7 protein-coding genes and 1 pseudogene are annotated in these 14,007 nt (G+C 61.5%); 1 reads left to right on the top strand and 7 read right to left on the bottom strand.

Annotated features, from left to right (window positions below; all coding sequences use genetic code 11):
- The 6 genes and pseudogenes from ACFFAR_RS10765 to ACFFAR_RS10740 all read right to left on the bottom strand — a co-directional run.
- Nucleotides 1-404, bottom strand: a pseudogene (locus ACFFAR_RS10765) (hypothetical protein); the annotation flags it as partial.
- A gap of 162 nt (nucleotides 405-566) precedes the next feature.
- On the bottom strand, nucleotides 567-9,260 hold the full coding sequence (locus tag ACFFAR_RS10760; protein WP_375507869.1) for a GH36-type glycosyl hydrolase domain-containing protein: 8,694 nt from the start codon (nucleotides 9,258-9,260) through the stop codon (nucleotides 567-569).
- A gap of 266 nt (nucleotides 9,261-9,526) precedes the next feature.
- A complete protein-coding gene (locus ACFFAR_RS10755; RefSeq protein WP_375507868.1) occupies nucleotides 9,527-9,847 on the bottom strand; it encodes a hypothetical protein in 321 nt (106 codons plus the stop codon).
- An 861-nt stretch (nucleotides 9,848-10,708) separates the two neighbouring features.
- Nucleotides 10,709-11,053, bottom strand: coding sequence for a response regulator (locus tag ACFFAR_RS10750; RefSeq protein WP_062171021.1), 345 nt, complete (start codon nucleotides 11,051-11,053; stop codon nucleotides 10,709-10,711).
- A gap of 201 nt (nucleotides 11,054-11,254) precedes the next feature.
- A complete protein-coding gene (locus tag ACFFAR_RS10745) occupies nucleotides 11,255-12,058 on the bottom strand; it encodes an alpha/beta hydrolase (RefSeq protein ID WP_375507867.1) in 804 nt (267 codons plus the stop codon).
- A gap of 68 nt (nucleotides 12,059-12,126) precedes the next feature.
- The gene (locus ACFFAR_RS10740; protein ID WP_306299772.1) at nucleotides 12,127-12,405 is read right to left on the bottom strand and encodes a helix-turn-helix domain-containing protein; all 279 of its coding nucleotides are present in this window, start codon (nucleotides 12,403-12,405) and stop codon (nucleotides 12,127-12,129) included.
- Nucleotides 12,406-12,888: 483 nt separating this feature from the next.
- Between ACFFAR_RS10740 and ACFFAR_RS10735 the strand changes: the two genes are divergently transcribed.
- The gene (locus ACFFAR_RS10735) at nucleotides 12,889-13,665 is read left to right on the top strand and encodes an FRG domain-containing protein (protein ID WP_062171026.1); all 777 of its coding nucleotides are present in this window, start codon (nucleotides 12,889-12,891) and stop codon (nucleotides 13,663-13,665) included.
- A gap of 18 nt (nucleotides 13,666-13,683) precedes the next feature.
- Here ACFFAR_RS10735 and ACFFAR_RS10730 read toward each other — a convergent pair.
- The coding region (locus ACFFAR_RS10730; protein WP_375507866.1) for a hypothetical protein at nucleotides 13,684-14,007 on the bottom strand (324 nt) is incomplete at its 5' end.

The raw sequence follows: 14,007 nt of genomic DNA, 5'->3' as shown, positions 1-14,007 counted from the left end.
AGCTCGGCATCCTTGGCCCACCCGTATAGCGCGCGGACCACGCCGGATGAATCGCGCAACTCTATGGGCCCGCTGTCCGGACGAACGGCCGTCCATCCCTCGGGGAACTCGGCAACAATCTCGCTTGCACCTTCCCTCACCCATTTCACGCGTAATGATCGCGTCATTGCCTCGCGCAGGTGAGAGGCTGAGTCATACCCCGCCGGCAATTCGATTGCCGTTGGAAGCGTGATGAGATTGTCTTTCCAGAGCCTGGTTTCATCGTCGACGCGCTTGACGACGTCGAACACCCCCGCTTCGAACGGATTCTCGGGCCGGCTCGATGCCCTGGCATCCCCGGCGGGCAGGCCCTCGAAAAGACGCTCGGCATCCTGGCGAGTCAGTTTTGTTTTCCCTTTTTTCATAAGTCTCTCTGCAGTGCATGAATTCGCCCAACACCTTGGCGCTGACACCCGTTGTGTCAGGCGCCACTTTCGTTCTCAGACACCGTTGCACTCGTCTGCCGCGCTATTCTGCGCCATCCGCATGGTGTCGGCTTGTGCCGCCGCAATCAGCGAGATGCAACGTCACGAATCTTCCAGGACGACGATAGGCGCCGATCCTTGCGCCGCCCGTGGAAACCCCATTTCGACCGTGTGCTCCCGGCCGTCATCGACTAATATCACCTCACCGCCTTGCTGTGGCACACCATCAAGAATGGCGTGCTTCGCGCTATCGATCGCAGCCTCATTGACAGTTATGCGGAACGGCGTATCCCCGTACCGATAAGTCATCTCGAAGGAACGCCAGTTCGCCGGCAAGAGCGGTGCGACGCTCAAGCGATCACCGATCACGCTCAAACCAAGCAACGACTCCACCACCAGCCGGTACATCCAGGCCGCCGAGCCCGTGTACCAGCTCCACCCGCCTCGGCCTTCGTGGGGACTGACGCCATAGACATCAGCCGTCATCACATACGGTTCGACCTTGTACTGCGTGATGGCCGGTCCGCCTCTGCCATGAAGGACGGGGTTGATCATGCGCAGCAATTCCCAGGCGCGCTCGCTGTCACCCAGCGTGGCGAAAGCCATCGTCGCCCATATTGCTGCATGCGTGTACTGGCCGCCATTTTCACGCACGCCGGGCACATAACCCTTGATATATCCGGGATCGAGCGCCGAACGGTCGAACGGCGGCGCCAGAAGCCGGATCAGACCGGCGTCGCGCTTCACCAGATAACGATCGAGCGACGCCATTGCCTCGCGCTGCCGGTCAGCGGACCCCGCGCCGGACAACACCGACCAGCTTTGCGCAATCGAATCTATCTTGCATTCGTCATTGGCGGCAGATCCGAGTGCAGTGCCATCGTCGAAATACGCTCTTCTGTACCAATCGCCGTCCCAGCCATGCAGTTCCAGGTTATCGCGCAATAGGACTGCCTGGCTCCGGCAGCGGGTTGCGAACCCGGCATCGCCATGCATGAGCGCGGTGTCGGCGAACTTGAGCAGTACGTCGTAGAGGAAAAAGCCAAGCCACACGCTTTCACCCCGGCCCTGTGCCCCAACGAGGTTCATGCCGTCGTTCCAGTCGCCACTGCCTATTAGCGGGAGCCCGTGAGCGCCCTTCGTCATTCCATGCTCGATCGCGCGAACGCAATGCGCGTAGAGCGTTTCGACCAGCGGCGAAATTCCCGGCAAGTCGTAATAAGAGTCCTCGCCGACATGGACCGCGCGTCCTTCTAAGTACCCGACGCGTTCGTCGAGCACGCTGCGGTCGCCTGTAATCGCGACATACCGGCTGGTCGCAACGGCGAGCCACAAGTAGTCGTCCGAGCATTCGGTGCGCACGCCGCGTCCAAGCGGCGGATGCCACCAGTGCTGCACGTCACCCTCCGGGAACTGGTGTGCGGCGCATAACAGCAAATGCGCGCGGGTGAGCTGCGGTGTGGCGTGAATCATCGCCATGGAGTCCTGCAACTGATCCCTGAATCCAAATGCGCCGCCCGACTGGTAATAGCCGCTGCGAGCCCAGAACCGGCAAGCGATGACCTGATACATGAGCCAGCCGTTCACAAGCACGTCCACCGCCGGCTCGGGTGTCTTCACCTGCACCCGTCCAAGCGTCGCCCGCCAGTGCTCACGCACTTCATGGAGCGCGCTGGCCGCTGCTGCCGCCCCGCGAAACGCCTTCGCAAGACCCTCCACCGACTGCGCATCGTGTGCCGCGCCCATCTGGAAAACTATTTCATGACTGTCGCCATCGGCAATATCGAAGTCCGCTTTCAGTGCCGCGCAGGGATCGAGCCCGGCGCCCGCACGTCCGGACAATCGGGCGTGCCGCATGGCCGCTGGCGCACGAAGGCTGCCATTGCGGCCGATAAACTCGCGGCGATCGCACGTGAAACTCGACACCCCTTCGTCGACGGCGAAGAACCCGACGCGACCGCCGAATTCCATCGAATAGTCGTTGCGGGCAAAGAGCGTCCCCGTCAGCGGATCGGCTTCGGTGACGATGTGCATGGCGGATTTCTCGCGCAGGTCTCCGAGCGTCCACTCCACATAGCCGGTCGCAGAAAGGCGTCGCGCACGACCGGAGACATTGCGGATCTTGAGCACCGAAAACTTGATCGATGCGTGCAACGCGACGTACACCCATAACTCGGACCGGATGCCCTCTTCCTCATGCTCGAAGACGCTGTATCCAAATCCGTGACGCGTGGTGTATGTGCCGCGGCCGCGCCGGGGTAACGGCGTAGGCGACCAGTGCTGACCGGTCTCCTCGTCGCGCAAATAAAATGCCTCGCCGCTACTGTCGCTGACAGGGTCGTTGATCCATGGCGTCAGCCTGAACTCGTGTGCGTTCTCGCTCCATGTATAGGCGCCCCCGCTCTCCGAGACGACCGACCCGAATTCCGGATTCGCCAGCACGTTGGACCACGGCGCGGGTGTCGCTTGCCCAGGCTGCAATCTGATGATGTACTCGGCGCCGTCTTCTGAAAAACCGCCATAGGGGTTTTGCAAAATCAGCACGTGCGGCTTTTCGGCAGGATGCCTTTCCAGCGAGGGTTCCTCGGCATACCCCGGCGTCGGCTCGAACGGCGCTTCGCTTGTTTCAGGACGCCGCCGCTCGACTTGCTCGGCAAGGCTTCCTCGCGTGTCGCTCACGATAATGCGGGCGACCGCCTGCATCAGATCACGGTCTTCACGCGACAATTGCTGGGCAGGTCGAACGAAGATTCCCCCCGGGCGGTCGATCAGGTTGGCTTCCGTGCCCGAAGCGATCAGACCCATGATCAGGTCCTGGAGATCCTGCCTGTACCCGGCATGGTCTTCGTTCCAGATCACGAGGTCGACAGCCAGACCCTTCAGCCTCCAGTACGCGTGCGCCTGCACCATCTGCCGGACCAGTTCGATGTTCGCCATATCGGTGATCTGCAGCAGAACGATAGGCAAGTCGCCTGATATCGACTGGCCCCACAGTCCCGACTGATTGCGGCGATTCGCGCTCAACACGCCGGATTCCGCGCGCAACGAAGCGTTCGCATAGATGATCGATGCCGCCATTTGCTCGTAAAGCCGGGCATCGGAGACCGTTGCGTTCATCTGCCTGAGCGACACCTGGCTATGCGTCCACGCAAGGTCGAACACACGGTCTGCAAGCTGACGGTCGCGATACTTGTTGATGAGGTGCAGGCACCCGTCGCGGCTGTCGCTCATGCCCGTCACGAAGTCGATGGTCGCCGACTGCCCCGGGTTGAGCGTGATCCTGCAACGAATGGAGACGACCGGATCGAGCACCGACCCCGCGCTGTTGGAGAGCCGGCCCTGGGTGTCGGAACCGTCGTCCATAGCAGCGGGATGCGCCACGTTGCGTCCCCGGCCGATGAAACGGGCACGATCGGTCTCGTACGAAATGGCATCGATATCAACGCCATGCGCCGCCAGCAAGTGGCACATCCAGGGCACCACTTCCTTGCTCGATCGGGCGCGCCGCGTGCAGAGGATCGCCTGCAGCGGCTCCAGCAGCTCTGTCTGGACAAACAGGTTGCTGAACGCGCGGTGCGCCGCGTCGGCAATCGCCGGTGCAAGCACGACTTCGCCATAGCTCGTCAGTTCGATGGTCCGCCGGACCCGCGCGCGATTGGTGATGCGAACACGCCGCAGTTCGATATCGTCTTCAGGTGAAACCACGATCTCGGTATGCGAATCGAAATCACGTTCGCGCACACGGAATTCGGCGCGTGCATCGGAGAAAATTGCTTCGTAAAGATCAGGATGCCGAAGCGTCGGCTGATGCGCGCTCGACCAGAATTCGCCGCTTGCAACGTCGCGCAGATAACAGAACATGCCCCAGTTGTCGGAGGTCATGTCCTCGCGCCACCTCGTGACCGACAGATCGCCGCAGCGGCTGTAACCGCCGCCCGCGCTGCTGACCATCACGTGATACCGGCCATTCGACAACAATTGCACGGAAGGTCTCGGCCGGTCGGGGTCCGTGAAGATCCGCAACTTGGTTTCGGCAATCAGCGCGGCCGAATCCTCGGAAGGCAGCCCGGGCGTCGGCAGGTATTCCGTCGCGGTCTTCGGGATGCGCTCCTGCAACAACAACGTGGTCGCCTTGAACTGCGGGTCAGATTCAAAACGCCGCTGCATGGGTTGCCCCAGCAGGACGCTTGCCAGCGACAACAGGCTCATGCCCTGATGATGCGCCATGTAGGACTGGATCACGACCGAGCTCTGGCCGCGAGGCACGCGCGCCTGGGTGTGATCGATGGCTTCGTACAGACCGAATCGGCCGGCCGCGCCGGTTGCGGCGAGACGCTGCAAGTTGCGGCATGCGGCGTCAGGCGCGACCATCAACGCGAGTGCGGTCGCGTAAGGCGCAATGACCACGTCGTCGCCGAGTCCACGCTTGAGCCCGAGCCCGGGCACGCCGAACGCGCGGTACTGGTAATTGAACTGCGCGTCGAGCACGTTGTAGCCGGATTCCGACACGCCCCACGGCACGCCGAGCTGATGACCGTATTCGATCTGCCGGGCGACCGCTGCGCGGCAGGTCTGGTCGAGCAGCGTGCCGTCGTATGTGGGCATGACGAGCATCGGCATCAAGTACTCGAACATCGAACCGGTCCACGACAGCAACACGGGAACACCGCCGGTACTCGTCAGCAAGCGTCCTAATGTGAACCAGCTTTCTTGCGGCAACTGGCCCTGCGCGATGGCAACAAAATTCGTCAATCGTGCTTCAGATGCAAGCAGGTCGTAGAAGCCGGCATCGAGACGCCGTTCGTCCACGTTGTATCCAATGCTCAAGAGTTCGCGGCTGCGGTCGTAGAGGAACTTGAAGTCCATCGTGGCAAGCTCGCCCGCCAGTCGTGCCAGGCGTTCAGCTTGCGCAATACGGTCGACCGCCGCATTCCGTACTTCAACAACGCGCGTGTCCGACGGGTCATGCCACGCGCTCATATCAAGTCGAGCGAGTTGGCGGATGGTCGGCAGGGCTGCACTTGAATCCGGCGCGGCCGTCAGGTCGAAGAGATCGAGCTCATGCGCGATGTCGAGACATTGCGCCTTGAGCGCCCGCGACCAGAAAGCGAGATCGCTGTCAGCGCCGCCCTTGATATCGTGAACGAGCGTGTCCGTCAGGACCGATACCTGGCGCATGACCGCAACTGCTTCGCTAAGCGTGCGCGGCGGCGTTGCCGACGCTGCGTCCAGAAGACCCGAGAGCGGCAGGAATGCGTCGAGATCGAACTCTGCAGCGTGGGCCGCTGCGCGATAGGCATCGAGGGTATCGGCGAGACCCGGGAACACGCGCCGGTCGAACGCCGGTTCGTCGGCCAGTTGCAGCAAGCCGCGGCTCAAGGTCATCAAATGGCCTGCGAGGTTGCCGCTGTCGACCGTCGAGACATAGCGCGGTCCAAGCGCCTCCAGCGTACTCGTGTCGTACCAGTTCAGGAAATGATTGCGATAACGCTCGAGGCCGTCCATGGTCGCAAGCGTCTCCCCGACTCTAGCGAGCATGCGTCCCGCGCTCAGATACCCGAAATCGAACGCCGCCAGATGCGCAAGCAGTCCCATCCCCATGTTGGTCGGCGACGTGCGGCGCGCGATGACCATCGCGCCGGTGGTCGGCATTTCCTGGATGTTGTCGGGCGGCAGCCAGTGGTCGTCGGCGCGGACATACTCGTCGAAGAAAGCCCACGTTTTCCTGGCCAGCGCGCGCAGGAACTGCGTTTCGCCGGCAGCAAAAGCGCTCTCGGTCTGAACAGGTGGCCGGCTGATCCACCATGCAAGCAACGGAGATACCAGCCACGCCAGCGCAAACGGCAATACGGCCGCCAGCGTTTCCGGTGTCCGGATGAACAGTACTATCGACGCTGCCCCAAGCAGCGGGCCGATCGCCATCTGCCTGTAGAGCGCCCTCGGGTCGTTCGTTGCGGCCCGCTCCACCTCGCGCGAAGCATTCCATTGCAGCATCTTCCTGTGGCTGTAACCGACCCGCCAAAGCGTGCGGACAATCGCGTCCATGCTGTACAGCGCTTCGTGTGGCAGCCACGCTAGCCCAAGCAGCGCCCGCGCGAGGTGACGACCTGCCGATTGCGTGGTCAACGCGATATGCCGGCGCAACGGCATGTCGTGCGGTTTCTGGAGCAATTCGATCAGGCTGGCGCTCAGCGGCATTCCCAGACTCAGCGCGACGATCGCGATGGTCCAGACGGCCGGCTGCCAGCCGCTGATCCAGCCGGTCAGCAACATGGCCAGCAAGGCGGCCGGCGCGGCGCTGCGGCGCAGGTTGTCGAACAGTTTCCAGCGGGACAGCAGCGAAAGCGGATTGCGCGCGAGGCCGCCATCCTGTGTCGGCGCCCAAGGGAAAATCCAGGGCAGCAGTTGCCAGTCGCCGCGAATCCATCGATGCCGACGGTTGACGTCCGAGCTGTAACGCGACGGATATTCCTCGTAGAGATGCACGTCGCTCAGCAAGGCGGCGCGCGCATAGCAGCCCTCCACCAGGTCGTGACTGAGGATGCGGTTATCGGGAAAACGCCCCTCTACTGCCTGCTCGAACGCATCGACTTCGTAGATCCCCTTGCCAATGAACGACCCTTCTCGGAACAGATCCTGATACACGTCGGACGCTGCCCGCGTGTACGGATCGATACCGGCATCGCCGCCGAACAGCCTCGCGTATGTCGAGCGTGCCGTGCTCGTCAGACTGACGCTTACGCGCGGCTGGAGGATCGCGTGGCCGGATGTGACCCGTTTCTTGTGCGCGTCGTAGACTGCTGCATTGAGCGGATGCGAAATTGCGCCGATGAACTGGCGGGCTGCATCGCGCGGAAGCTGGGTGTCCGTATCGAGCGTGATCACGTAGCGCACGCGGGGCAACGCCACGATGTTCCCCACGATCAGCGAGAACCGGTCTCGTCCCTCGCCTCGCAGCAGCGCATCGAGTTCAGCGATCTTGCCGCGCTTTCTCTCATGCGCCATCCAGGTTTTTTCGACAGCGTTCCAGCGTCGCGGCCGATGAAACAGGAAGAACCGGTCGCCTTCCGTGTCGCGATACTTTTCGTTCAACGCTTCAATGGCGAACTGCGCGCGGAGCATGAGGCCGGCATCCTGGTCCAGATGCTCGGTGGCCGCGTCCATGAAATCGGACAGCAAGCCGAAATGCAGATGCGGATCGCGATTCGCGAGGAACCGCACTTCGAGCCCTTCCGCCAGGTCCTCGATGTCCTCTGCGCTGCCGATCAACGATGGAATCACGACCAGCGTGCGCATTTGCGCCGGGATGCCCTTGGTGAAATCGAGGCGCGGCAACCAGTCAGGCTGGACCGTCAGCGTGACGGACCAGTTGACCAGATCGATCGCAAGGCGGCTCGCCATGAGCAGCGCGGGCACGGCGAGGAGCGCAATCAGGCCGCTGTGCCAGCCGTGACGATGCGCAGCATCAAGGAACGGCCACGCGAACGCGAAGGTGATCAGCGCGGCGAGCGTCAGGTAGATTGGCAGGGGCGCCAGCCGCAGGATGCGACGCCACACCTCGATTGCGCTGACCTTCGCTTGCAGATGCCGTTCAAGCAACGCAACGCCATCGCGCAAAAGATAGAACCCCACATGATGTGCGACGCCGCGAAGAGGCGTCGCCTTCACGGCATCGCGGGCGAGGTTGATCGCGGCACGCGCCACGATCTCTTCCGGACGCTTGCTCGCACGTGCGAGCCGTTCAACGCTATGCCGGTAGCGGTCGCGCGTGGCGAAGTCCATCGCCCGATAGACGTCGGCTGGATCTTCCCGCAGGACTTGCTCGACAAGACTTGCACTCTCGACGAAATCGCGCCAGTCAGTGGACGAAAGCAAGCGCAGGCTGCTGATGCTGTTGCTGATCGACACCTGGTCGGCCGCCTGCTGCTGCGCTTCCATCTGCACCATGCGGTCGATGCTCAGGCCCGACTCCGCGAGCAACTGTTCGATCCATGTCAGCGGCAACGCCAGGGTCGCGCTCTGACCCTGCAGGCGCCGCGCAAGTTCGGCCACGAAGGAGCTTGCCACCGGCGGCCTGGAGCGCGCCATGTCGGCGACCGTCAGCACCACGCTCTTGGGATCGCGTCCGGCCGTCTCGGTCATGCGGTCCGCCCACTGCCCTGCCAGGTTGCGGTCGTCCAGGTCGGTCGTCACACGGCTCGCAACACGCCGCAGATTTTCGATCAACGCCAGGCGCAACATGATCGGGATGGCCCACAACTCGCCGAGCGTGAGCGGTGTCACCGTCTGATATGCAGCGATGAAGCGGGACAGGCTTTCGTTGTTGACCCGTCCGTCGCCGTGTGAAATGGTCTCCAGCGCGATGCTGTAGACGCGCGGCAATTCGCTCGATGGCCCGTTTGCAAGGCGCGGCAGTTCGCGGCTGTATCCTTTGGGAAGATGGTGACGCGCAATGCGGATCTGTTCTGCGATCAGATAGTAGTTGTCGAGCAGCCACTCGGCAGCGGGCGTGACGCGGTAGCTGCCGAGCGTTGCTTTCGTGAGTCGTTCGTAGGCGTTCAGCAGCGCCGCTTCGTTATTGGTGAGCCGCGGCAGCAGGTGGTCTGACCCTGACCCGGTACTCAAGCGGTGCAAGCCCGCCAGATGCGACCCGTGCAGTTCCATCTGGTCCGCGCTGAAAAGCTCGGCGCGCAACGCGGGCTCTGGCGGCAACGCCCGGGATTGCGTTTTCCATTTTGCGTAGGTGGCCAGAAGCAAATTGGGTTTGCGCGTTGATTTGGAGCGGAATAAGTCCATCGATGTCCATGTTGCGTGCGTGACAGCTTTCGGCAGGACGCGCGAAGGCGCTTGGCTATCGTCGGAGAACGAAGTGCCAAGGAAATCCCATGTGAACCACGACGCAAGAGGCGTCATCCCCGATGTGGGCGCCGAATGGGGTAGAGATCAAGGACGCCTGGCGCATGGCATCCGAAACGGGCGCAGAATCCGGCCAGCAAGCGCGATCAGCGCGGCAGCGCGTGCGCCCCGGCTGGGTTCATTCAATCAACGTTGCGCGATCCGCTTTAATCGAACGGGCGAATAAACCCGCGTCGTTTGGCCGGATCGCTGACGTGCTCAAACAGAGACACGCCTGCGGGTTTGTTGAGCAGATCTTCCTTGATCGTGGCGTGCGCAGCGCCGAAGGTTTGCGCTGCGGCATCGCCAAGTCCGTTGATTCCGCTGAGAATGGGGGCTCTCGCGCAGTAATTCCGCACGAACGTATTTCCTGAATTTTGCAGCAGTGAAACCATCACTTCGAAGTCGTGACCATGTATGCGATGGCTTAAAACGAACTTTCCTTCCCCGTGTTCCGCCAGCAAGCCTTCTACAATACTGCGATTCATTTCTGCAATTCTCCTGTTCGGCAGTCATGCAGCGGCGCTGCGCAACCAGCGACCACGCGTACTCCCCGCGCAGTCGGTGCTGCCTCAGGGGAACACAAATCGGCGGGAAAAGGCTAATTCTTTTTAGGGGAGCGGGATTTCGCCTGTCCGTACCCCATTATTCGCGCCGTTTGCTGGTGGCTGAGGTAGCAGCGACAGCATCTGGTACCGCCGCATCTCTTTGCCTGCGCGTTCGTGAATGGGGAGCGTCGGTCTCTTTTCCGCTCCACCCCACGTGGGCACTAAAAATGCGGAGAGGTTCCTGCCGCTCGACGCGTCTCGCGCGTTTGGAGACGAGCGGTTAATTGCGCTCCCCGTCTGATCGCACAGGCGCTCTCGAACGATCTCTGTTGGCTAATCAATCGACCAAAAGGTGGTTACGCAATGAAACGGAAAATAATGGCAATTGTCTTTTCCACCGTGAGCCTCGCCATGGCGTCGGCCGTCTACGCACAATCAGGCGGTGGGTCCGGCGGCGGCGGTGGATCTGGAGGAGGTTCGAACGGAGGCCAAAAGAGCGCAGGAGCGAGACCGGATGGAACAACCTCTGTCGGAGGCGGCATGGGGACCGGGACGGGCTCGGCACCGGCGCGGGCTCATAAGAAGGGAACTGGCATGAACGGCCACGATAACGGCAGCGCGCCAGCGAAAGGCACTTCGCAAACGACACCCTAGCCCTGCCATGTGCAGACAGGGATGTCTGCAACGAAGCCCGCTCCATGCCAAGGATGGGGAATCGACCCGACCGGGGACGCTGTTGCTGAAAGACTGATGGTTAGCTGTAGGGGCCAGCGAACCTCGACCTGGTTTCAAAGCCATCCGCTAGGAGGTCAGGAGGTCTTCCAGCCGGTCAAACTCAAGAGGCTTGAGGGCGTACCCATTGAAGTCACCCAGGCTCACCTCCTGTTCCAATCCGACATGCCCTGTCATCGCGATGATTCGCGAATGTCGGGACAAACCCTCACGCCGGATTGCGGCGCACACTTCCCTGCCGTCTGCATCACCCAGGCGAAGATCCAGCAGGATCAGATCGAAAGTGGTGGCGCGCGCAAGTTCCACTGCGTCATGGCCGTCATATGCGGTGGTGGCTTCGTGCCCCATGGTCGACGCAAGGGCTGCGAGGGCATCCGCAGATGCGCGGTTGTCATCAACAAGCAAGACATTCACGATTTGGCTCCTGACAACAAAGGCGTTTTGATTGCAACTTTAGGCGATAGCCGGGAAAAACGCAGACGATTGTATCGCTTCGAGCCCCGTCCCTGCCCGCACACAGTGTTAGTCCGCGCTGTATGTCAGCCACAGTAGTCAATACCTCATCGACGAAATCCGGACTGTTCATGGGTTCAAGGTCCGTTTCGAATCATGCAATCAGTCGACACCAGCTTTGGTTGCAGACTCGATTGTCTTAAGTAGCACCGGCCAGACGGGCGAATCAATCGAGACTTCGTCGTAGTGGCTTGCGTCTGGAACCACGAGATGATGAATGTCATCGCCCGCGCGGCGCGCTTCGTTTGCGAAGTGCGTCGCGAGCGCGGGCGGCGCTACAGTGTCCAGCTCGCCGTTGATCAGGATCATCGTGGAGCCGATGGGCAGCATGCTTTGCGGCGAGGTGTCGGCGAATACATCCGTGCGGCCGGGTTGCGGCTTACCGGTCAGCACGGCGGCGTTTGCGCCGCATGCTCGCTTGATACCGTCTGCATCTCCAAGATCAGGCAGCACGCCAAGCCCGATCACGGTTGGCAGATAGAGCGGGTTGGCCGAATGAAGCGGACTGTCCGGGGCAATGCGATTTCTTGCAGCAGCCCATAGCGCGAGCTGCGCGCCCGCTGAATGTCCGACCACGACCATTCGGGAAAGGTCGATGTTCAAGCGCGCCGCTTCGTCCGAAAGTTTTTGCAGCCCCTGCGCAACGTCGAGATACGTCCCGGGGAAGCCGCCACCCGCTTCGTCGATGCCGCGATACTCGATGTTCCACACCATCCATCCCTTCTCCGCGAGCGAACTGGCGAGAGGCGCGATCTGCCGCAAGCCGCCATACTGATGCGCCCAACAGCCACCATGAAGCAGCACAACGACGGGAAACGGACCGCTGCCACGGGCGCGAAATAGCTCCACGAATTGCGACGGAGCCGGACCGTATGGGATGTGTTCATCTGCGGCGCGCCCATGCATTGCGAGGTACTCCTGCAAATGCAGAGGTTCTGCGCCAAGCGGACCCGCGCATAATGCCGCAGCGATCGTCAACAAGCGAGTGAGGCGTCGAGCGGGCATTGGATTGGAAACATCAAGAGGTTGGAAATGCCGGGGTCGAGCGGCAGAGAGCGAATGAAATTGCGACTCGCACCGCAAGCGCGCTGTATGTGCAGTTGCGCCGCATAGCGTCCTGGCGAGGTGCCGAACGCCTTGCGAAACATGGCGACGAAGCTGCCAGCGCTCTCATAACCGAGGTCGTCCGCAACCTGCTGGACCGAAGACCCCGTGCCACAGGCCGCCTTCCATCTCGCACGTGAGTACGCCACGGTGCAGCGCAAGCGATTCGCCCCTGGAGTGACAATGAAAAGCCGTTTCGTGACGACTGACACCGACGCGAACCGAACCGCCGGCACTGAAGGTCACAACCGGTCGAGGCACGAGATCCGGGTCCACAAGCTCGATGGGGTTGGAGAAGTCACTTGGCACAGGCATGTGATCGATCGGCCTTCGGTGGCAAAATTAGGTTAGGCGTGATTTCACCATGATTTGGCAAACTCGACCAATGTCGCCAAGCTTTCCAGCACCTACCATGCACCACGCGCTGAACGATCTTAAGCCGGTGCAAGCCGGCAGACGCATAACCCGTACATCGAAGCCCGTGTTTCAAAAGAGTTCGGTACGCTGACTTGCGTGCTACGCTTACCTCGAGCCGGCATGGCTACATCCACTAGTCAGCTCCCCGCAATCTTCCGTACCTACAATAGCTTCTGCAGCGCCTCCCGAATCGCAACTCAAAGGAATCGATAAAATTGGAAACGATCAAGGTCTCCAGTTGGCAAGAGTTCACCGACCTGAGTCTGGCACTCGACGGCTGGGCATTTCGAGGCCAGCAGGACGCCAACTGGTTATTGCAGAGTTCGCTCGCACGCTACCTGTCATCGTTCGTTCACAACGCATCCAACTGGCGCGTACAGGAACAGCGGGCAATACGCATCTTCCGGCGCAAGGCGCATACTTACATTGCCGATGCACGCGTGCTGTCAGATGACCTTCGATGCCTTGGATTGATGCAGCATCATGGCGCGCCGACACGGCTGCTCGATTTCACCAAATCTCCCTACGTAGCAGCGTTCTTCGCACTGGAACGCGCCATTGGCGAGTCCGCCGTCTACGCAGTGAATACGCCTGCTCTCTACACTGACCGCGCAATACCGAAAACGGCGCCCGATCTCACGCGCGACATGATCGATCCCCGCAGAGCAGGGAACTTCGAAAAGTATTTTCTTCCCGATACCAACCCGATCATCTGGTTTGGCGAGCCGACCGAGATGGACCGGCGGCTGATTGCTCAAGCGGGAACGTTCATGGTGCCGGGCCTGCTGCACGAACCGCTCGACAAGATCTTCGATCATTACGCGAGTGACGACGATCTGGTCCGGAAGATCGTTATCCCGTTCTCAGTGCGAGACGAAGGAATGCGCTCGCTGTACCGGATGAATATCACTAACGCATCGTTGTTCCCGGATCTGGAAGGGCTGGCTCGTTCGATCGCGCTCGAGCTCGAGGTGGTCTGGCCGAAGTTGTGAGCCCTGCGTTACCGACCATCATGAAGGGACTTCTTCCGAAGCCTCGGCACTTATCGCCGATGAAAGCCCCTTGCTCGTCGATGGCGCCGGCTCCGCCGGAGGCGCATCGAACAACGGTTTCTCCGGATGAACGAACAACCAGAGCACGGTCCCAAGCCCCGCCGCCAACGCGATGACAACCAGAGCGCTCGCCCAGTTTCCCGTCAGCTTGACCATGAGCGCAACGCTCATGGGCCCCGCCACGTTCGACGCAGCGCCCCATAGGTTGGTCCAGCCCGACATCACGCCCGTGAAGCTCCGGCCCAGGTCGGGCACCTTCACCCCCACCGCCCACGATGCCGG

Origin of the sequence: uncultured Caballeronia sp. (assembly GCF_964243625.1) — a bacterium.
Taxonomy (GTDB): Bacteria; Pseudomonadota; Gammaproteobacteria; order Burkholderiales; family Burkholderiaceae; genus Caballeronia.
Note: the sequence above shows the minus strand (reverse complement) of the source record. Positions and strands in the feature narration are given on the sequence as shown.

Coding starts and splice junctions, on each gene's coding strand:
- ACFFAR_RS10760 (WP_375507869.1), bottom strand. CDS start 9,260: ATGGACTTATTCCGCTCCAAATCAACGCGCAAACCCAATTTGCTTCTG.
- ACFFAR_RS10755 (WP_375507868.1), bottom strand. CDS start 9,847: ATGAATCGCAGTATTGTAGAAGGCTTGCTGGCGGAACACGGGGAAGGA.
- ACFFAR_RS10745 (WP_375507867.1), bottom strand. CDS start 12,058: ATGCATGGGCGCGCCGCAGATGAACACATCCCATACGGTCCGGCTCCG.